This is a genomic window from Aurantimonas sp. HBX-1 (genome assembly GCF_021391535.1).
In the GTDB taxonomy this organism is placed as follows: Bacteria; Pseudomonadota; Alphaproteobacteria; order Rhizobiales; family Rhizobiaceae; genus Aurantimonas.
This window is the reverse complement of record NZ_CP090066.1, coordinates 1,201,774-1,222,811: the sequence shown is the minus strand read 5'-3', so window position 1 is coordinate 1,222,811 and position 21,038 is coordinate 1,201,774. Positions and strand designations below refer to the sequence as shown.

Below are 21,038 nucleotides of genomic sequence, written 5' to 3'. Positions count from 1 at the left end.
GCGCCATTCTGCTTTTCCGGCTGCCGCAAGCCCCCAGCTGGCCGGCACGGCGCGCCGCAGCGGGCGCCGGTCAGCGCTCGCCGGAAAGGTCGCGCCTCACCTTTTCCAGTTCCTCGGCATAGCGTCGGAGCAGGAACCCCTCCGTCAGCAACCCGACAACCCGGTTGTCGCGATCGAGGACGGCGAGTTCCTCGGCATTGGCGCGCTGGAATGCGCCGGCAGCGGTTCGGGCATTCATCGCCTGCGACAGCCACTCGTCGGAGAATTTCAGCAAGGTTCCGATGTCGGTCTGGCTCTCGGCTTCCGGATCCTCCCGTTCCCCGTAGGCATCGGCCAGCAGCACGATCCCGGCATATCTTCCTTCACCGTCGACCGCCACGACGCGAGACGTCGAACCGAGCGGAAACGCCGCCTTCAGTTCAGCGATCGAGGTATCGACGGGCACGGTGCGCACGTCGGTGCGCATCATCGAACCGACCGTCAGCGAGCGGATCCAGCCGACATCCTGTGCGCTGCGGATGGTCTCGCCGCGCAGATGCAGACGCCAGGTCGAGAACGAATAGCCGAACGTCTCGCGCACCAGCACTGATGCGACGATCGCCGCCGCGAGCACCCCGCCGGCCAACGCCAGGTCGCCGCTGACCTCCAGCGCGAGGAAGGTCATGGTCAGCGGTCCGCCGACGACACCCGTCGCCACCGCCGTCATGCCGACGAGGGCGGTCTCGAGCGGGCCAGCCGCGACGGACGGAGCGACGAAGGCGACGAGGGCCGAAAACAGCGTCCCGAGCAGGCCGCCGACGAAAAGCGAGGCAAAGAACAGGCCGCCGCGAAACCCGCTGCCGAGCGAGATGGCGGCCGACATCACCTTGAGGAGCAGGACGCCCGCGATGATGGAGAGGGCCGGCTCGGCGGTGAGGTCGAAATACAGCGCGCCATTGCCGCTCGACAGCACCTGCGGCGTCACCAGCGCCATCGCGCCGACGGCAAGCCCGCCGAGCAGCGGCCGGAACTCGGTGCGCAGCCCGGTCCTGCCGTACAGCCAGTCGACCAGCGTCACCAGCCGCATCAGGAGGATCGCCGCGCCGCCGCCGACGAGGCCGAGCAGCAGGAACGGCACGTAGTCCGCCGCCTGCAGCGTCTCGACCTCGCCGATGGTGATAGAGAACTGCACGGCGCCGAGCCAGTTCGCCGTGAGCGTGGCGGCAAGCGCGGCTGCCATCATTGGCGCCACGGCGGCGATCGTATAGGTGCCGAGGATCAGCTCGAAGGCGTAGAAGGCGCCGGTGAGCGGCGCGTCGAAAGCCGCCGCCACGGCGCCGGCCGCCCCGCTCGCCACCAGGATGCGCACGTCGCCGCGCCGCAGTTCGAGCACGCGCCCCGCCCAGGAAGCCACCGCCGCCGAGATCTGCGTATAGCCGGCCTCCAGCCCCACCGATGCGCCGAAGCCGTTCGAGACCAGGGTCTGGGCGGCAAGGATGACGCTCTCGCGAAACGACATACGGCCGCCATGCAGGGCATTCGCCTCGATCGGGTCGACGGGCGGGCGCGAGCGGAAGCGGCGGACGAAGAAGATCGACAACCCGACCAGCACGCCGCCCAGGGCCGGGATCAGCGCCATGCGCGGATCGAGCAGCGCCGCCTGTGCCGACAGGCGCTCGCCCTCCGGCAGCGCGAACAGCAGCCGATGCAGGGCCCTTGCAGAATAGGTCGTGGCGGCCACCACGGCGCCGGCGACGATGCCGATCAGCGCGGCCGTCGGGATGAGGAACACCGCACGCCGCTGCACCGCCGCCTTCAGCAAGCGCCAGGACCTGTTCGCGCGCAACGCGTCCAACGACATGTTCGGGCATTTCTCCGGCTGCGCGTCCCCGGCTCCCTATGCCCATCCCGGCGGCGTTCGTCCACCGGTCAATGTTCGGCGCGCGGCGGTGTCCGTGCCGATCTGGCACACCACGCCGGCGCCCCGCGGCAGCCCCGGCGAGCACGGGCCGGCCAGCGGACCGCTCGCCCCATAGTTGCGCGCGCAACATTTCCTTGTTGCACAACAGACACATGGATTTCCGTGTCCGCCTATCTTTGCAACCTTGGCGACGCTTTTGTTAGGAAACTCCGGCCGGCAGGCGTAAGATGGAGCCTCTCGCGCGGTGGCCCAAACCGGTACGGCGAGGCCCGGTTCTGCGCCGTCGCGGCGAGCAAGATCTCACGAGGGATGCGTTCCATAATTACGTCTGGTCTGCGGCGACAGCTTTCCCGGCCGCATGCCGGCTGGAAGCGGCAAAGCGTTGTAAAGCGAGTGCGTGCCGGAGCGGCGATCGCCCTGGCCGCTTTGGCGGCTGCCTGCGGCACGGCCGGTCAGCCGGAAACCGCTTCGCGGACGACGATGGTCGCCGCCGAACAGGCCTTCGCCCTGCCGCCTGCGGGCGGGCCCGCCGTGATGGCGGTCATCGAGACGCGGTTTCCCAATGCCACCGAGCAGAAGATCGTGCTCGGCGGCAGCAGCCGGACCGCGGGAGAGAACTATCTCCTCGTCCAGTTCTTCGGCCCGGTCGGGGCGACCGGGCGCGGGCGCGACGACCTGCCGAACCGGCCGCTCGCGGTCACCAACATCGCCGAGGAGATGCGGGAGGCGTTTCCCGGCGTGGCGATGACCCGTTCGGCGCTCTTCGCCCAGAACGACTATGGTCCGTTCGGCTATGCGGTGGGGCGGGCCCCGACCGGCGACACCTGCGTCTACGCCTGGCAGCGCATCGCCGGCACGCCGCGGCCGCCGCTGATCTTCCGCTCCAACGGCGCCATCGAGCTGCGGCTGCGCCTGTGCCGTGCAGGTGCCAGCGAGTCGCAATTGCTGTCGGTGATGTACGGCGTGCGGATCCGCGCCTTCTTCCGGGGCGTGGCGTGGAACCCTTACGGTGCCCCGCCCTCGCCCGACCCCGCCATCGGGGAGCCCGGCGCGCCGATCTACCCGACCGGTGCCGGCGGCTACGAGCCGGTTCTCGCAGATGCGCCCGCCGCCGCGCCACAGCCGGCACGCGCCCGGCCGGCACGACGCGCGGCCCGCCCTGCGCCCGTGGCGCAACCGGCCCCGGTCGCCGAACCGCTGCCGGCGCCGATCGGCCCGCCGGTCCCGCCGCCGCCATCCGCCCAGGGAACCGCCGCCGCCACGCCCGCCGCGGCTGCCGTTCCGGCTCCCAGCGCCGGCGCCACCGCCCCGGCGCCTGCCGCCACGCCGGCGCCTGCTCCGTCCGCCGGTCCGGCGCCGCTGATGCCGTCGCAGCCGTCCTGCACACCGGCCCGGGAGGCTGCCGGCGAATGCTGAAATTCGTCCTTGCGCTTGCCTGGGTCTTGGCGGCCGCGCTCGCCCTGCTGATCATCACCCTGCCGATCAGCCTGCAGGCGCAGCTCGTCGCCGTCGCGCTGGTGCTCGGCGTCATGATGCTGCTGAAGCTCCTGAAGCTCGGCGGAACGTGGCGGCTGATCGCGCTCGCCCTCGGCACCACGATCGTGCTGCGCTACGTCTACTGGCGCACCACCAGCACGCTGCCGCCGGTGAGCCAGCTCGAGAACTTCATTCCCGGCTTCCTCCTGTATCTCGCCGAGATGTACAGCGTGTTCATGCTGGCGCTCAGCCTGTTCGTGGTGGCAGCGCCCCTGCCGCCGCGCAGTGGCCGCGACACGCCGCGCTCGGACCGGCTGCCGACGGTCGACGTCTTCGTGCCGAGCTACAACGAGGACTACACGCTGCTCGCCAACACGCTCGCGGCGGCGCTGAAGATGAACTACCCGTCCGACCGCATGAAGGTCTGGCTGCTGGACGACGGCTCCACGCTCCAGAAGCGCTCCTCCGAGCACGCCGGAACGGCCCAGGCCGCGGAAAAGCGGCACGCCCTCCTGAAGCAGCTGTGCCTCGACCTCGGCGCCACGTACCTGACGCGCGAGCGCAACGAGCACGCCAAGGCCGGCAACCTCAACAACGGCATGCTGCACTCCGACGGCGAGCTCATCGCGGTGTTCGACGCCGACCATGCCCCGGCCCGCGACTTCCTGCTCCAGACGGTCAGCTATTTCGAGCACGACGCGCGCCTGTTCCTGGTGCAGACGCCGCATTTCTTCATCAATCCCGACCCGGTGGAGCGCAACCTGCGCACCTTCGAGAAGATGCCGTCGGAGAACGAGATGTTCTACGGCATCATCCAGCGCGGTCTCGACAAATGGAACGCGGCGTTCTTCTGCGGCTCGGCCGCCGTGCTGCGGCGCGAGGCGCTCGACGAGGCCGGCGGCTTCAGCGGCGTCAGCATCACCGAGGATTGCGAGACCGCGCTCGACCTGCACTCGCGCGGCTGGAACAGCCTCTATGTCGACATCCCGCTGATCGCCGGGCTGCAGCCCGCGACCTTCGCCAGCTTCATCCAGCAGCGCAGCCGCTGGGCGCAGGGCATGATGCAGATCATGCTGTTCCGCTTCCCGCTGTTCAAGCGCGGCCTGTCGTTCCCGCAGCGGCTTTGCTACATGTCGTCGACGCTGTTCTGGCTGTTTCCCTTCCCGCGCACGATGTTCCTGGTCGCGCCGCTGTTCTACCTGTTCTTCGGCCTCGAGATCTTCAATGCGTCGGGCGGCGAGTTCTTGGCCTATACATCGACCTACATCATCGTGAACCTGATGATGCAGAACTATCTCTACGGCTCGTTCCGCTGGCCGTGGATCTCGGAGCTCTACGAATACGTCCAGACGGTGCATCTGCTGCCGGCCGTCGTCTCCGTCCTGCTCAACCCCCGCAAGCCGACCTTCAACGTCACCGCCAAGGACGAGTCGATCCTGCACAGCCGCCTGTCGGAGATCAGCCTGCCGTTCTTCCTGATCTTCTTCGTGCTGGTGCTCGGCGTCGCCGCGACAGCCTACCGGGTGATCACCGAGCCGGCGCAGGCCGACCTCACCCTCGTCGTCGGCGGCTGGAACGTCCTCAACCTGCTGATCGCCGGCTGCGCCCTCGGCGTAGTGTCCGAACGGGGCGCGCGCAGCTCGTCGCGGCGCATCGGCGTCGCGCGGCGGTGCGAGTTCGTGGTCGGGGAGCAATCGTTCCCGGCGACCATCAACGACGTCTCGGTGGGCGGCGCCCGCATCCAGATCTTCGGCGATGCGCCGCTGGAGCGCTTCAAGAACGGCCCGGCGACGCTGCGTTTCCAGCCGCACTCGGCGGAGGAGACCGCGACGCTCGCCTTGCAGATCCGCAACTGCCAGAAGGAGAGCGACGGTGCCTCGATCGGCTGCAGCTATGTCGTCAACAACGCCACCGATCACTTCCTGATCGCCGACCTGATCTTCGCCAACTCGCAGCAGTGGCGCTCGTTCCAGCTGAGCCGCCGCCGCAACCCGGGCCTGATCCGCGGCACCGGCTGGTTCATCGGCCTCTGCTTCTACCAGACCTCGCGCGGGCTCAGCTATGTGGTCCGCGGCGCCCTCGGCCGGGGCAGGCCGGCAGTCCCGGCCAAGAAGGTCGCGGTCACGCCATGAAGAGCCTCCTCGGCGCGCTGGCGCTACTCGTACTGACCACCGTCTCCCCGCAGGCGCAGCCGGCGCCCTTCGACATGAGCCCCGAGCGGCCGGCCGGGGAAGCCGCGCCGAGCCCGCCGACGACGGTAGCGCCGAGCGCTCCGGCGACCGTGGCGCCTAGTGCTCCGGCAACGGTGGCGCCTAGGGGTCCGGCGGTCGTCGCGCCCACCCCGCCGGCCCCGGCACCTCCCTCCGCCGCGCCGACCCCCCCGACTCCTACCGCTGCGCCGGCGCCGTCAGCCCGGCCGACGCCTGCCACGCCGCCCGCCGCGCCGTCCGAACCGACCGCTCCGCCTGCTCCCCCGGCAGCGCAGGCGCCCGCACCGGCGGGCACGGACATTACGCGCCCGGCCGGCGAAGCCGTCGTGCCTCCGCCGGCGACGGACGCCGCGGGCGGCGAAACCGCGGCCGTCCCCGGCGCCAGGACGCCCTCACCCACCCCGTTCCGCCGCCACATCCTGCCGATGGAAAATCTCGTCATGTCGGGCGAGATCGCACAGCGCAGCTGGTCGATCTTCCTGACCGCCGAGCAGGCTGCCTCGCCGACGGTTCTCGCGGTCGGCTACCAGAGCGCGATCTTCGTCGCCCCCGAGCCCTCGCGGCTCGAGATCGCGATCAACGGCACCCCCGTCATCCAGGAGTCCGTCAACTCGCCCGGCGGCGTCAAGCAGCTGCGCGCCGCCGTCCCTGCCGGCCTGTTGCGGGCGGGCGCTAACGAGATCCGCTTTGCGTCGTCGCTCCGGCACCGCACCGATTGCACCATCGCCTCGACCTACGAGATCTGGGCGGACATCGACCCGGCGCAGAGCTACCTCGAATTCGCCGCGGCCGACGCCGGCCAGCTGCGGCGGATCGAGGACATCGGCGCCATCGGTGCCGATGCGCTGGGCCGGACGCGCTTTCGCATCTTCGTGCCGCCCGGCAACATCAGTCCGGTCGCGGACACGATCATCCGGCTGTCGGAAGGGCTGGCGCTGCTGGCGGGCATGCCCAACCAATCGATGCAGGTGGTCCGCGGCGATGTGCCCACGCCGGGGGACGGCGAACTCACGGTGCTGGTCGGCCCGGCAGCCGATCTCGCCGGCCTGGTCACCGCCATCCCGCCCGCCGCTTCCACCCAGCCGACCTTCGGCTTCGTCACGCTCCGGCAGGATCCCTCGGTCACCGTGCTGGTCGTGACGGGCCCCGACTGGAAGGACGTGGACGCCGCGGTCCAGCGCATGCTGGCGCCGATCGACCGGCCGATTTCGGTATTGCGGACCGCCCTTGCCGAAAGCGCGTGGCGCACGCCGGACAGTCCGCTGTTCCTCGAGGGCCGCAAGGTCAGCTTCGAGGAGCTCGGAATCAGGACGCAGGAGTTTTCCGGGCGGCGCTTCCGCAGCGTCTTCACGATCGGGATGCCCGCCGATTTCTACGCCAAGGCCTACGGCAAGGCGACGATCCTGCTCGATGCCGCCTACGCCGGCAACGTCAGGAGCGGCAGTCACTTCGACATCTACGTCAACGGCAACATCGCGACGACGCTGCCGCTCGGATCCGCCCGCGGCGCCGTCCTGGAGCATTTCCCGATCGAGTTCACGATGCGGCACCTGACGCCGGGGATCAACGAGATCGTCATCGAGGCGATCCTGCTGACCTCGGACGACGCCGTCTGCCGCCCGACGACCACCGGCGAGGAGGCGCGGCGCTTCGCCATCTTCGAGACGTCGGAACTGCAGATACCCAACTTCGCCCGCATCAGCAGCCTGCCGAACCTCGCGCCGACGCGCGGCGTCGGATTTCCCTACAACCGGCAGAGCGAACCGTTTCCCCTCCTGATCGAGCGCGGCGGTGCCGACGGCGAGGCGATCATCTCGGCGGCCGCGACGCTGCTCGGCCAGCTGTCCTTCGTCGCCGGCCGCCCGCTCCCGTTCGTCATCCAGACATCCGCCGCCGACGCCGCGGCGAGCAATGCGCTGTTCATCGCCACCGCCGGCCAGATGCCGACCGGGGTGCTGCCGCGCCTCAGCGTCTCGGAGACCGTGAAGACCGAATGGGGTGGCCAGGAAGCCATTGCCGAAACCGGCGACGGGAGCGTGATCGCCGCCCGCTGGCAGGGCGAGGTGGGCATCAGCCGCTGGCGGCAGAAGCTGGCCGATCTGCAGGAGTGGATGACCGCCAAGTTCGACATCATCCCCGAGGAGATCAGGCTCCGGCCGGCCGGGGAGACGGAATTCGTGCCGCCCGCGTCGGCGACGCTGATGGTCGCGCAGGGCATGAGCCCGTCCGGGGACAAGGTATGGACGGCGGTCAACGCGCCGACCGCGGCCGAACTGGTCGCCGGCGTCGAGGCGATGACCGCCCATGATGGCTGGATGCAGCTTGGCGACAGCATCACCACCTATGACTCGGGCACCAGGACGTTCACGCAGATTCAGGGAGGCGCCTCTACCTTGGTCCCATCCCAGCCCGCGTCCTTCTGGAATCTGCGCCTCGTCGCCGCCAACTGGCTGTCGGAGAACGTCCTCTCCTACGCCGGGCTGCTGGCGATCGTCGCCCTGCTTCTCGGGCTCGCAACGACGGCCCTCGTGTCGCAGCTGGGGAGACGGAAATGATGCACGCCGCCCGCCGCAGCGCGACGGCCGCCGCCGCCTTCGCGGCCTTGATCGCGACGACCACCATGGCCGATGCCCAAGCCTCGATCCGCCCCGCCGACTGGGCCGCTTACCGGCAGAGCTTCGTCGCGCCGGACGGGCGCGTCGTCGACGACGGCAACGGCAACATCTCGCATAGCGAGGGCCAGGGATACGGCCTGCTGCTGGCCACGCTGGCCGACGACATGGCGGCGTTCGACCTGATCTGGTCGTTCACGCGGACCGAACTGCTGCTGCGCGACGACGGTCTGGCGGTCTGGAAGTGGGATCCGGCCGCGACCCCGCATGTCACCGATCCCAACAACGCCACCGACGGCGACATCCTCATCGCCTACGCCCTGACGCTGGCCGGGCAGCAATGGCAGCGGCCAGAATTGCTGGCATCCAGCAGCACGATGGCGACTGCCATCGCCGAGCTCATCGGCACCAGCCAGGGCCGGACCGTCATCATGCCCGGCGCCGCCGGCTACGGCACCGACGAGCGCCCCGACGGGCCGGTCGTCAATCTGTCCTACTGGATCTACGAAGCATTCCCGCTCCTTGCCGAGATCGCCCCGGCCACCGACTGGCAGGCCGTGTCCGATGACGGCATCGCGCTGCTCAGGCAGTCGCTGCTCGGCCCGCGCCGGCTGCCGCCGGAATGGCTGTCGATCAAGACCCGCCCGCGGCCGGCAGAGGGTTTTCCGGGAGAGTTCGGCTACAATGCCCTGCGCATTCCCTTGTATCTGATACGGGCCGGCGTGACCGATGCCGACCTGCTCAGGACCCTGGCCGACGGCATGAGCACCGAAACGGGCGGCGTCGCGATCGTCGACATCGCGACCGGCGAGGTCACGACGACGCTCACCGATCCCGGCTACGCGATCATTCCGGCGCTCGTCGGCTGCGTGCTCGACGCGACGCCGATCCCGCCGGCGCTGCGCGTCTTCGAGCCGACCCTCTACTACCCCTCGACGCTGCACCTGCTGTCGCTGTCCTTCGTGACGCGGGCCCACCCGGAATGTCTCGGATGAGCAAGGCGGCGGCTCCCTGGCGAACGCTGTCGCTGCTGGCCGCTGGCCTGGCCGCGGGGGTCGCGCTGACCCAGTGGGTCGGCGCTCAGGACGCGCCGCCCGCCGCCCAGGCCGCGACAGCCGGAACAGGCGTGGCAGCGCAGCAACGGGTCCCATGGTCGATGAGCGCGGAGGCGCGCGTACCATCCGACCAGCCCGAAACGCTGGTCGCGCCGGCCGACGGCGAAGCGCCGGACCGGCGCCGCATGCCGGCCCGCATCTCGCCCTTCATCGCCGCAGCGCCGCTCGTGGCGCAGTCGGAATCCGCGCCGGATGCGCCCGCCGATGCCGCGGCCCCGGCCGCAGCGCCCGCGGCCGGCACGCCGCCGGTGGTCGACGAGACCGCCCTGCGCTACTTCGCCCGCTCCGGCGACTCCCGCCGCCTCGAGGCCGAGATCGCCCGGCTGCAGGCCCTCTATCCCGACTGGACGCCGCCCGAGGATCCGCTGGCGATCCCGGAGATCGGCGACCCGCAACTCGACCGCATGTGGGCGCTCTATGCCGAGGGGAAGTATGCCGAGGTCCGCGCCGCCGTCGCCGCCCGGCAGGACAGCGAGCCCGGTTGGGAGCCCCCGGCCGACCTCCTGGAACGGCTGAACGTCGCGGAATCCCGGGTCAAGCTGGTCAACGCCTCGAACCTGCAGCAATACGACACCGTCATCCGCGTCGCCAGCGACACGCCCAGCCTCCTGACCTGCAGCGAGGTCGACGTGCTCTGGCGGCTGGCGGAAGCCTTCGCCGCCACAAACCGCCCGGGGCGGGCGCTCGACGCCTATCGCTACATCCTGACCAACTGCGACAATCCGGGCGAACGTCTGGCGACGATGCAGATGGCGACGCAGCGGCTCGACCGGCCGGCCATCGACAGCCTGCTCGCCCTGCAGCGCCCGAGCGCCGAAGGAATCGACGAGTTCGCGTCCATCCGGGCCGACCTCAGTCGCAAGGCGGTCGACGCCGGCAACGCCGATCCGGACGCGACGGCCAGCCAGGAGGATCTCGAGACCGTGCGCCGGCTGGCCGAGGCGGATGGCGCCGTGTCCGACCGCCTGCTGCTCGGCTGGTACTATCTGCGGCGCGACGCGCCGGCCGCCGCGGAAGCCTGGTTCCGCAAGGCCCGCGAAGTCACGGACTCGTCCGAGGCGTCGCAGGGGCTGGCGCTCGCCTTGCTGGCGCTCTCGCAGCCGGTCGAGGCCGAGGCGGTCATCCGACCGTGGGCGGCCGCATCCGACGAGGCGCGGGCGGTCTACGTGGCGGCGGCCGCGAACCTTCTGGCGATCGATCCGCCGATCGTCCAGACGCCGGAGGTGCTGCGCACCATTGTCGACGCGGTGGCCGGGGCCCGCGACGCCAACGGCGCCCAGCAGCTCGGCTGGTATTCCTACGGCCTCAACCAGCTGTCGACGGCCGCCCAGTGGTTCGCCCAGGCGCTCGACTGGCAACCCGCCAGCGAGCCGGCGGCCTTCGGGCTGGCGCTGGCGAACCAGCGCCTCGGCAATACCGCCGAGCTCTCCCGCCTGCAGGCCGCCTGGCAAGGCGCCTCCCCGCGAATCGCGGCGGTCGGCCAGGCCGGTGCGACGCTGCCGCAAACCGCATCCGCGGCGCTTGCGGCCACCGCGCCGTCGATGCAGGCCGCCGCTTCCGCCGCGCCGCAGCCGGTGGCCGGCATGACCGCCTATACGCAGGCCGCGGCCCCCACCGCCGCCGCGACCGCGACCACCGCGCCGACCACAACTACCGCGCCCGCCGCCTCGGCCGCGCCTGCCGCCGCCCCCGCAGCCGCGGCACCGGCCGCGCCGGCCGCCGCGCCGATCCAGTACGAAGCCCCCCGACCGTCCGCCAGCGCGCCGTCACAGCAGCGCGCCGCGCCCCGCGGCTGCGGCGCCTCCGTCGATCCCCGCACGCTGTCGGCACAGGCCGCGCTCGACCGGGGCTGGTGCCTGATGGAGCTCGGCCGGCCGGTCGAGGCGGCCCCCGCCTTCGGGATCGCCCTGCTGGCGGGCTCGCCACAGCTGCGCCGCGACGCGGCCTATGGCCAGAGCCTGGCGTATCTGCGGATCGGGCTTGCCGACAAGGCGGCCGTCGCGGCGGCCAAAGAGCCGCAGCCCCGCGAGCGCCGCACCGAGCTGGACACGGCCATCCTCAGCACGCAGGCCATCGACTCGTTCGCCGCCAAGCGCCCCGTCGAGACGCTGATCGCGCTCGACCAGCGGTCCCGAATCGCCGCCGACCGGCTCGATCTCATGGTCCTGCAGGGCTACGCCTATCTGGAACTCGGACGGATCGGCGACGCCGAGCAGGTCTTCTCGGCAGCCGCCAATGCCGGCAGCCGCGACGCCGCACGAGGCCTGAACGCGGTGCGCGAGGCGACGGGCTACATCATTTCGGGTGATTGAAGGCGGCGTGGCCGCCTGTTGCGGGGCACGGCACGGCGGCGAGATCCGTCAGACCCGCGAAGCACGCGGCGCGCGGTCGTCTTCCCACTGCTCGGGGCTCGGCAGCGCCAGCATATAGGCGACATCCTCCCGCGAAAATCCCGCGGCCAGGGCTCTCTGGACGTCGCTCCGCAGGACGAAGTCGAAAGCGGCGACGCGTTCGTCGTCCCCGCCCCTGTCCTCTCGTTCCGTCGTCATCATCGCCATCCCTTCGATCCATCGACGTGCCCGTTCTGCATCAGATCGGGCGGACATCGATTCGCCGGGTCCGACCGGCTTCCCCATGGTTAAGATTTCCCGACTGAACCGTGGATGAACGCCAGTGAATGCGTCCCGGCCCTGGCGCGGGCGAGAACGATACCGGGTGGCGGCGCAGCCGTCCTGGCACATCGGCGATCGGCACAGCGGCATTGCGGTGACGGTCGGCCACGCGCGTTCCGATCCGGTGACCGCCGACGAGTTTTTTGATTGCCGCGTTCAGCGCCAACGCGTTATGCGGGGGAGCCGATACGGTGGGCGCCGTAGAAGGAGCAGGAATGGCGTTGCAGGACCGGCGGCCCCGCGATCGTGGGCCCAAGGGGCGTGACCTCGACGATACCGCTCTGGCGGAGGTTCGGGGACTTCTGGGTCTCGCCGAGCGGCGACGGGATCTCCTCATAGAGTTCCTCCATCTGATCCAGGACAGGTATGGCTGCCTGTCGGCAGCGCATCTGCGTGCGCTGGCCGAGGAAATGCGCCTGTCCCAGGCCGAGGTGTACGAGGTCGCCTCCTTCTACGACCATTTCGACGTCGTCCGCGAAGGCGAGCCGCGACCTGCGCCGCTGACGATCCGCGTCTGCGATTCGATCAGCTGCATGCTGGCTGGCGCCGAAAGCCTGCTCGGCGAACTTTCCGGCGCGGTCGATCCGTCTGCCGTTCGCGTGGTGCGCGCGCCCTGCATGGGCCGCTGCGCCACCGCGCCCGCCGCCCGCATCGGCGACCGCGAAGTCGACCACGCCACCAGCGACCGCCTGCTCGGCATGGCGGCTGCCGGCGAGACCGACGTCAGCGTCCCCGCCTATGTCGACCTCTTCGCCTATCTTTCGGGGGGCGGCTACAAGCTGCTGCAGTCGGTCCGCGCCGGCACGATCAGTGTCGACGCGCTGATGGAGACGATGCAGGAAGCTGGCCTGCGGGGGCTCGGCGGCGCCGGCTTCCCGGCAGGCAAGAAATGGAGCTTCGTGCGCTCCTATCCGGGCCCCCGCCTGATGTCGATCAACGGCGACGAGGGCGAGCCCGGCACCTTCAAGGACCGCCATTACCTCGAGACCGATCCGCACCGGACCCTGGAGGGCGCGCTGATCGCCGCCTTCGCGGTCGAGGCCGAGCGGATCTATTTCTACATGCGCGACGAATATCCCGCGGTGCTGCAGATCCTGCGCACCGAGATCGCGGCGCTGGAAGCGGCCGGCATCGCGCCCAAGGGCTTCATCGAGCTGCGGCGCGGGGCCGGCGCCTATATCTGCGGCGAGGAGAGCGCGATGCTGGAGAGCATCGAGGGCAAGCGCGGCCTGCCGCGCCATCGCCCGCCCTACATCGCCCAGATCGGCCTGTTCGGCCGCCCGACGCTGAACCACAATGTCGAGACGCTGTGGTGGCTGCGCGACATCGTCGAGAAGGGCGCAGACTGGTTCGCCGGGCTCGGCAAGCCCGGGCACCCGGGCATCCGCTCCTGGTCGGTCTCCGGCCGGGTGCGCGATCCGGGCGTCAAGCTGGCCCCTGCCGGCGTCACCGTGCGCGAACTGATCGAGGACTATTGCGGCGGCATGATCGAGGGCCACAGCTTCAAGGCCTATCTGCCGGGCGGCGCCTCCGGCGGCATCCTGCCTGCCTCGATGGGCGACATTCCGCTCGATTTCGGCGGCGAACTTGCCAAGGCCGGCGCCTTCGTCGGCTCGCATGCCGTTGTGGTCTTCTCCGACCGGGACAATATCAAGGATGCGGCCCTCAACCTGCTGCGGTTCTTCGAGCATGAGAGCTGCGGCCAGTGCACGCCGTGCCGCGAAGGCACCGGCAAGCTGGTGACGCTGCTGGAGACCCGGGGAACGCTGGACGAAGCCGCGATCAGGGACCTCGAGACCGTGCTGCGCGATGCGTCGATCTGCGGCCTCGGCCAGGCGGCGCCCAACCCGGTCAACCATCTTCTGACGCATTTCCGTGAGGAGCTGTCGCGATGACGAGCATGATCAACTTCATCCTCGACGGCAAGTCCGTCGCCGCCGGCGAGACCGAGACCATCTGGGACGTCGCCAAGCGCGAGGGCACCCGGATCCCGCATCTCTGCCATGTCGACATGCCGGGCTACCGGCCCGACGGCAACTGCCGCGCCTGCATGGTCGAGGTCGACGGCGAGCGCGTGCTGGCCGCCTCCTGCATCCGCAAGCCGGCCGACGGCATGGTGGTGCGCACCGACACCGAGCGCGCCGTGAAGTCGCGCGAGATGGTGGTCGAGCTGCTGGCCAGCAACATGCGCGCCCGCGAGGACGGTCCCGACAACCAGTCGAATTTCTGGCAATGGGCGTCCTCGATGGGCGTGTCCGGCAGCCGCTATCCGTCGAAATTCGCCGGTGACCATGTCGAGGCCGAATTCGACGTCTCCAATCCGGCGATCGCCGTCAACATGGATGCCTGCATCGCCTGCGGCGCGTGCGTGCGGGCCTGCCGCGAGGTGCAGGTCAACGACGTCATCGGCATGGCGCAGCGCGGCAACCGCACGGTGCCGGTCTTCGACATCCACGACCCGATGGGCCTGTCGACCTGCGTCACCTGCGGCGAGTGCGTGCAGGCCTGCCCGACCGGTGCGCTCTACGAGAAGTCGCTGATGGACGAGACGCGCACCCAACGCGCCGTCCAGGAATTCGACAAGGTCGTCGACAGCGTCTGCCCGTTCTGCGGCGTCGGCTGCCAGACCAAGGTCGCGGTCAAGGACAACCGCATCGTCCAGGTCGATGGCCGCGACGGCTATGCCAACGAGAACCGCCTCTGCGTGAAGGGCCGCTTCGGCTTCGACTACGCCATGTCGCCGGAGCGGCTGACCAGGCCGCTGATCCGCCGCGACGACGCGCCGAAGGCCGGCGACCTCGACATGCGCGGCGTCGACCCGCTGACGATCTTCCGAGAAGCCAGCTGGGAAGAGGCGATGGCGCGCGCCGCCGGCGGGCTGAAGTCGATCCTCGATCGCGACGGCGGCCAGGCGCTGGCCGGCTTCGGCTCGGCCAAGGGCTCCAACGAGGAGGCCTACCTGTTCCAGAAGCTGGTCCGCCAGGGCTTCGACACCAACAATGTCGACCACTGCACGAGGCTCTGCCATGCCTCCTCGGTCGCCGCGCTGATGGAAGGCGTCGGCTCCGGCGCGGTCTCGGCGCCGTTCAACGACGCGATGAAGGCCGACTGCATCCTCGTCATCGGCGCCCGGCCAACCACCAACCACCCGGTCGCCGCGACCTATTTCAAGCAGGCGGCCAAGCGCGGCAAGAAGCTGATCGTCATCGATCCGCGCGGCCAGGACCTGATGCGCCATGCGACGCACTCGCTGCGCTTCCGCGCCGGCAGCGACGTCGCCATGCTGAACGCGCTGATCAACGTGATCATCGACGAGAAGCTCTACGACGAGCAGTACATCCAGGCGAACGTCGCCGGCTTCGAGGCGCTGCGCCAGAAGGTCCGCGACTTCACGCCCGAGGCGATGGCCGAGGTCTGCGGGGTTTCCGCCGAGATGCTGCGCGACGTCGCCCGCACCTACGCGACAGCCGAACGCTCGATCATCTTCTGGGGCATGGGCATCTCCCAGCACACCCACGGCACCGACAATTCCCGCTGCCTGATCGCCCTTGCCCTGATCACCGGCCATATCGGCCGGCCGGGAACCGGCCTGCACCCGCTGCGCGGCCAGAACAACGTCCAGGGCGCCTCCGACGCCGGCCTGATCCCGATGTACTACCCCGACTACAAGTCGGTGGAGAACGACGACATCCGCGCCAGCTACGAGAATTTCTGGGGCCAGACGCTCGACCCGAAGAAGGGCCTGACCGTCGTCGAGATCATCGACGCGATCCATGACGGCGAGATCAAGGGCATGTACGTCATGGGCGAGAACCCGGCGATGTCGGATCCCGACCAGATCCATGCCCGCGCCGCCCTGGCCAAGCTCGAGCATCTCGTCGTCCAGGACATCTTTCTCACCGAGACCGCCTGGCACGCCGACGTGGTGCTGCCGGCCTCGGCCCATGCCGAGAAGCTCGGCACCTTCACCAACACCAACCGGCAGGTGCAGATCGGCCGGCCGGCGCTGGACCTGCCGGGCGACGCGCGGCAGGACTGGGAGCTGATCGTCGAGCTCGCCCAGCGCCTCGGCCTCGGCTGGAACTACGGCCATGTCTCGGAGGTCTACACCGAGATGGCCTCGGTCATGCCGTCGCTGAAGCACATCTCCTGGGAGCGGGTGGAGCGCGAGGAATCGGTGATCTATCCCGCCGACGGGCCGGACGTGCCGGGCAACGAGATCATCTTCACCACCAGCTTCCCGACCGAGGACGGGCGCGGCCGCATCGTCCCGGCCGACCTTCTGCCGCCGGACGAGGTGCCGGACGACGAGTATCCGCTGGTGCTCACCACCGGCCGCCTGCTCGAGCACTGGCACACCGGCGCGATGACGCGGCGGGCCGGCGTGCTCGATGCGATCGAGCCGCAGGGCATCGCCGCGATGAACCCGCGCGAGATCGGCCGCCGGGGCCTTCGCCAGGGCGACATGATCGCGGTGGAGACCCGCCGCGGCACCGTCGAGGCGATCCTGCGGGCCGACCGCGAGGTCGCCGACGGCATGGTGTTCATGCCGTTCTGCTTCAACGAGAGCCCGGCCAACAAGCTGACCAACCCGATGCTCGACCCCTACGGCAAGATCCCCGAGTTCAAGTATTGCGCGGCCCGCATCGCGGCGCTGCCGCAGGTCGAGGCGGCCGAGTAGCCCACCCTTTGCCGCGCGGGCCGAGGCTCTTAGGCCTCGGCCCGTGGTTCGGCATGCGCGGCGCCGCGCTGGGCGACCGGTGATCGAAACGCGCCGCCGGCTTGCCCTGCCCGCTCCCGACTTGTACCCGGGGACCGGCATCACGCCCGGCGGCCCAGCGCCGGCAGGGCGACAAGAAACTGGAAAGGCTCCGCCATGGATCTTGGTCTCACCGGCAAGCGCGCCCTCGTCCTTGCCTCCTCCCGCGGCCTCGGGCTCGGCATCGCCGAGGCGCTGGCGGCGGAAGGCGCGAACGTGCTGCTCTGCGGGCGCAGCGGCGACAAGCTCGCGGCCAATTGCGACGCGATCAACGCCCGGGGCGCCGGCAAGGCCGACTACGTCACCGCAGATCTCGCGGCGCCGGACTTCGCGGCGACGCTGCACCAGGCCGCGCTCGACCGGCTCGGCGGCATCGACATCCTGGTCAACAACACCGGCGGCCCGCCTCCCGGCGGCGCCGTGGGCATGGATGTCGCAGTGCTCGATAAGCAGTTCCAGATGATGGTGCATCAGGTCATCGACCTGACCAACCGCGTCCTGCCGGGGATGCGCGAGGCCGGCTGGGGCCGCATCCTCACCGTCGCCTCCTCGGGCGTCGTGCAGCCAATTCCCAACCTGGCGCTGTCGAACACGCTGCGCTCGGCGTTGGTCGGCTGGTCGAAATCGCTGGCCAACGAGGTCGCCGCCGACGGCATCTGCGTCAACATGCTGCTGCCGGGGCGCATCCATACCGAGCGCGTCGACGAGCTCGACGCGGCCAACTCGAAGAAGTCCGGCAAGCCGGTGTCGGAGGTCCGCGACGCCGCGCTCGCCGCCATCCCGGCGAAGCGCTACGGCGACGTCAAGGAATTCGCCGCCGTCGCCGCTTTCCTGGTCTCCGGCCCCGCGAGCTACGTCACCGGTTCGGTGGTACGCTGCGACGGCGGCGCCACCCGCTCGGTCTGACGGTTTCCGGGTCGGCGCCCCGCCAATCCGGAGCCACCTGCCTGCGGACCCTGCCCCGATCGCTGCGAAGGAGCCGCCGCCATGGCCTCGAAGGAAGCCCAGCACCCGTTCTACCGGCCGCTCTGGGTCCGGATCGCCATCGTTTCGGCCGTGATCGGCTGGTCGGCACTGGAATGGGCCAACGGCGAAACGATCTGGGGCGTCCTCACCGCCGGCATCGCGGCGTGGGGCATCTGGATGTTCTTCATCACCTACGACCCGGATGCGCCGCGGGCGCCGGGGAGTGATGCGACGCGGCCGATAGACGCGAGCGACGACGGGCCGAAGCGGGACTGAGGCGACGCTCCTCGGTTGACGTTGCCGCACGACTGAGCCTCAGCCCGGTAGCGCGGCGGCTCTGGATCCTCGGGACGGGGCCCGAGGATGACGACCTTACTGGAAGTCGGTGCATGATGGTTGCGGCGATCGCTTGCCGGTCTGCCAGTGCCAGAACCTTCAAGCCGCCATTGGCAATACCGGAGGGCGGTGCCGAAGGCAGACCGGCCCCCGCTGCCACCGTCAAAGATCAGCGTCTCCCACCCCTCCCGTCGTCATCCTCGGGCCCCGTCCCGAGGATCCAGGCTCGGAGCGGCTTCGCCCGCCGACAAGCTCAGGCCGCCGTCACTCCCATGTCTTCCCCGAAGCGACAGTTCCGTCGCCGAGGAATGGGTCCCCGGGTCAAGCCCGGGGATGACGCCGGGAGGGAGGGACCGGATCATCGCAGACGTCGACGGGTGGGCGCCGACCTACCCCAAGGGCGTCATCCCCGGGCTTGACCCGGGGACCCATTCCAAACCGTCCGAGCCGCCGACCACCCCGCAGATCATCCGTCCGCCTCCGCCACCCCGCGCCGGCCGTCCGCCACGTGCGCCCCTCACCCTCGCGGCGGCGCGGCCGTGCTGTCGCCGACGCGCAGCCGGCCCTGCATGACGAGCCTGCCGCCGCCCTGCAGCGCCGCGGGCCGCTGGCCGGCGAGGATGTCGATGAGCAGCCGGGCGCCGGCGGCGCCGAGCGCGAAGCGCGGCTGCGCGATGGTCGTGAGCGTCGGCTCGCAGTAATCGGCGAACTCGATGCCGTCGAACCCGACCACCGAAAGGTCCTGCGGGATGCGCAGCCCGGCGGCGGTGACGGTCTTCATGAAGGCCACGGCGCATTCGTCGTTGCCGCAGATCACGCCGGTCGGCCGGTCGGCCATCGCCAGATAGGCCCGCGCGCCGGCGACCCCGCCGGTGAACTGGTAGTTGCCGGCAAACTCCGTCAGCGCGTCGGCCCCGAGCCCGGCCGCCTCGACGCCGGCGACGATGCCGCGGTGGCGCACCGTCTCGTTGTAGTTGCCGGTGGGGCCGGTGACGTAGAAGATCCGCTTGTGTCCGAGGCCGATGAGATGGTCGACCTGCGCCCGCGCCGCCGCCTCGTCGTCGAGCAGCACCGCCGGCAGGCCCGGCACCAGCGGATCGGCGCAGATCGCCACCGCCGGCAGGCCGGCGTCGAGGATCGACCGGCCGCTGACTTCCGGCAGCATGCCCGAGGTGGTCAGCAGCCCCGCGAGATTGCCCGAGGCAGCCAGCTCGATCAGCCGCAGGTCGCGATCGACGCCCTCCATGTAGCCGGTGATCAGCACGTAGCCGGCATCCGCCAGCGTCACGTCGATGCCATGCAGCACTTCGGAGAAGAACGGCGGATTGCTGCGGCGGGGCACGACCACCAGGACCAGTTGCGAGGCGCCGCCGCGCAGCTGCCGGGCGACGCTGTTCGGCGTGTAGCCGAGCTCCGCCACGGCGGCGAGGACCTTGCGCCGCGTTTCCTCGCGCAGTTTCTCCGGCGCCGACAGGGCCCGGCTGACGGTGGCGACCGAGACGCCGGCCTGCAACGCCACGTCGCCGATACGGGGCGGCCGCCTCACCTGCTCCAAGGAACCTGCTCCCGTTGCGAATTTCAGCCGCTTGTAATCGATTACTTTTCGGATTACCATCTTTGTAATCGATTACAGAGACCGTGCACGGTCCATTACGGGAGGATGGCATGAAAGCATTCATCGCAGCCGCTCTGGCAGGCTCCGCCCTGGCGCTGGCGTCGGTTCCTGCGCTCGCCCAGGAGCCGGCGAAGGCCGAAGTCATGCACTGGTGGACCTCGGGCGGCGAGGCCGCCGCGATCAAGGTCTTCGCCGACGCCTATGCCAAGGCCGGCGGCGTCTGGATCGACAACGCCACGGCCTTGGGCGAGAACGCCCGCGCCGCTGCGATCAACCGCATGGTCGGCGGCAACCCGCCCACCGCGGCGCAGTTCAACACCGGCAAGCAGTTCGACGACCTCGTTGCCCAGAAACTGGTGCGGCCGATCGACGAGCTCGCCGAGGAAGAGGGCTGGAAGGACGTGATGTCGCCCTTCCTCGTCGAGGCCGCCTCTCGCGACGGCCAGCTCTATGCCCTGCCGATCAACGTCCACGGCCAGAACTGGCTGTTCTATTCCAAGCCCGTGTTCGAGGCGGCCGGCCTGACCGAGCCGCCGACCTCCTGGGCCGAGTTCATTCCGGCGCTGCAGAAGATCAAGGAAGCCGGCTACATCCCGCTGTCGCTCGGCGGCCAGCCCTGGCAGGAGCGCGTCCTGTTCAACGTCATCCTGCTCGCCGACGGCGGCAAGGACCTCTACCTCAAGGTCTACCAGGACCGCGATCTCGACGCGATCCAGTCGGACGAGTTCCGGGCCATCGTCGAGACCTACGGAAAGCTCCGCGGCCTGGTCGATCCGGGCTCGCCCGGCCGCAACTGGAACGACGCCACCAACCTCGTGCTCACCGGCAAGGCCGGGGCGCAGGTAATGGGCGACTGGGCCAAGGGCGAGTTCATCAATGCCGGGCAGAAGCCGGACACCGACTATGGCTGCGTCATCGGCCTCGACGACGAGACCCTGATGGTCGGCGGCGACGTGTTCGTCTTCCCGGCGGTGACCGACGAAGCGCAGCTTGCCGCCCAGGACCTGCTCGCCAGAACCATGCTGGCGCCGGAGACGCAGGTGGCGTTCAATCTCGCCAAGGGTTCGATGCCGGTCCGCACCGACGTCGACACGTCCGCCTTCGACGCCTGCGCCCAGAAGGGCATTGCGCTGCTCAAGGATCCGGAGAGCCAGGTGCCGGTGTTCGACATCCTGCTCAGCGCCGGCCTGGTCGGATCGCTGGACGACGTCATCACGCAGTTCTGGAACAATCCCGCGGCGACTCCCGACCAGTTCGTCGAGGGCTTCGTCTCCGCCTTCGAACAGGATAGTTGACGGGCGGCCGCCTCCCCCGCTTCCGTTGACAGCCGGGCGCGGCTCTTGCCCGCCCGGCGCCCCTCCCGCGCCGAGGTCGCCC

The 21,038-nt window shown here is 70.0% G+C and carries 13 protein-coding genes; 10 read left to right on the top strand and 3 right to left on the bottom strand.

Annotated features, from left to right (window positions below; genetic code table 11):
* Nucleotides 1-70 precede the first annotated feature (70 nt).
* Nucleotides 71-1,840: a chloride channel protein gene (locus LXB15_RS05745; RefSeq protein ID WP_233951584.1), complete on the bottom strand. Its 1,770-nt coding sequence runs from the start codon at nucleotides 1,838-1,840 to the stop codon at nucleotides 71-73.
* Between the two features lie 453 nt (nucleotides 1,841-2,293).
* Between LXB15_RS05745 and bcsN the strand changes: the two genes are divergently transcribed.
* The 5 genes from bcsN to LXB15_RS05720 are packed head-to-tail and all read left to right on the top strand — an operon-like array spanning nucleotide 2,294 to nucleotide 11,625.
* Complete coding sequence (bcsN, locus tag LXB15_RS21000) at nucleotides 2,294-3,316, top strand: cellulose biosynthesis protein BcsN (RefSeq protein ID WP_304502385.1); 1,023 nt, start codon at nucleotides 2,294-2,296, stop codon at nucleotides 3,314-3,316.
* Nucleotides 3,310-5,508, top strand: coding sequence for a UDP-forming cellulose synthase catalytic subunit (bcsA, locus tag LXB15_RS05735; RefSeq protein ID WP_233951582.1), 2,199 nt, complete (start codon nucleotides 3,310-3,312; stop codon nucleotides 5,506-5,508). The genes bcsN and bcsA overlap by 7 nt, the downstream gene beginning before the upstream one ends.
* Complete coding sequence (locus tag LXB15_RS05730) at nucleotides 5,505-8,141, top strand: cellulose biosynthesis cyclic di-GMP-binding regulatory protein BcsB (protein ID WP_233951581.1); 2,637 nt, start codon at nucleotides 5,505-5,507, stop codon at nucleotides 8,139-8,141. The genes bcsA and LXB15_RS05730 overlap by 4 nt, the downstream gene beginning before the upstream one ends.
* Nucleotides 8,138-9,193 carry a glycosyl hydrolase family 8 gene (locus LXB15_RS05725; protein WP_233951579.1) on the top strand — a complete coding sequence of 352 codons (1,056 nt, stop codon included), beginning with the start codon at nucleotides 8,138-8,140 and terminating at the stop codon, nucleotides 9,191-9,193. Before LXB15_RS05730 ends, LXB15_RS05725 begins: the two co-directional genes overlap by 4 nt.
* On the top strand, nucleotides 9,190-11,625 hold the full coding sequence (locus LXB15_RS05720) for a cellulose synthase (RefSeq protein ID WP_233951577.1): 2,436 nt from the start codon (nucleotides 9,190-9,192) through the stop codon (nucleotides 11,623-11,625). The genes LXB15_RS05725 and LXB15_RS05720 overlap by 4 nt, the downstream gene beginning before the upstream one ends.
* A gap of 48 nt (nucleotides 11,626-11,673) precedes the next feature.
* Here LXB15_RS05720 and LXB15_RS05715 read toward each other — a convergent pair whose 3' ends face one another.
* Nucleotides 11,674-11,862: a hypothetical protein gene (locus LXB15_RS05715; RefSeq protein ID WP_233951575.1), complete on the bottom strand. Its 189-nt coding sequence runs from the start codon at nucleotides 11,860-11,862 to the stop codon at nucleotides 11,674-11,676.
* Nucleotides 11,863-12,200: 338 nt separating this feature from the next.
* On the opposite strand from LXB15_RS05715, the gene LXB15_RS05710 reads away from it, so the two are divergent.
* The 4 genes from LXB15_RS05710 (at nucleotide 12,201) to LXB15_RS05695 (ending at nucleotide 17,986) form a co-directional block, all read left to right on the top strand.
* Nucleotides 12,201-13,880: an NADH-ubiquinone oxidoreductase-F iron-sulfur binding region domain-containing protein gene (locus LXB15_RS05710; protein ID WP_233951573.1), complete on the top strand. Its 1,680-nt coding sequence runs from the start codon at nucleotides 12,201-12,203 to the stop codon at nucleotides 13,878-13,880.
* On the top strand, nucleotides 13,877-16,666 hold the full coding sequence (gene fdhF, locus LXB15_RS05705) for a formate dehydrogenase subunit alpha (protein WP_233951572.1): 2,790 nt from the start codon (nucleotides 13,877-13,879) through the stop codon (nucleotides 16,664-16,666). Before LXB15_RS05710 ends, fdhF begins: the two co-directional genes overlap by 4 nt.
* 195 nt (nucleotides 16,667-16,861) lie before the next feature.
* Complete coding sequence (locus LXB15_RS05700) at nucleotides 16,862-17,650, top strand: SDR family oxidoreductase (protein WP_233951570.1); 789 nt, start codon at nucleotides 16,862-16,864, stop codon at nucleotides 17,648-17,650.
* Between the two features lie 81 nt (nucleotides 17,651-17,731).
* Nucleotides 17,732-17,986 carry a DUF3329 domain-containing protein gene (locus LXB15_RS05695; RefSeq protein WP_233951569.1) on the top strand — a complete coding sequence of 85 codons (255 nt, stop codon included), beginning with the start codon at nucleotides 17,732-17,734 and terminating at the stop codon, nucleotides 17,984-17,986.
* A gap of 577 nt (nucleotides 17,987-18,563) precedes the next feature.
* Here LXB15_RS05695 and LXB15_RS05690 read toward each other — a convergent pair.
* Nucleotides 18,564-19,592: a LacI family DNA-binding transcriptional regulator gene (locus LXB15_RS05690; RefSeq protein WP_233953066.1), complete on the bottom strand. Its 1,029-nt coding sequence runs from the start codon at nucleotides 19,590-19,592 to the stop codon at nucleotides 18,564-18,566.
* A gap of 119 nt (nucleotides 19,593-19,711) precedes the next feature.
* On the opposite strand from LXB15_RS05690, the gene LXB15_RS05685 reads away from it, so the two are divergent.
* Nucleotides 19,712-20,956: an ABC transporter substrate-binding protein gene (locus LXB15_RS05685; protein ID WP_233951567.1), complete on the top strand. Its 1,245-nt coding sequence runs from the start codon at nucleotides 19,712-19,714 to the stop codon at nucleotides 20,954-20,956.
* Nucleotides 20,957-21,038 lie beyond the last annotated feature (82 nt).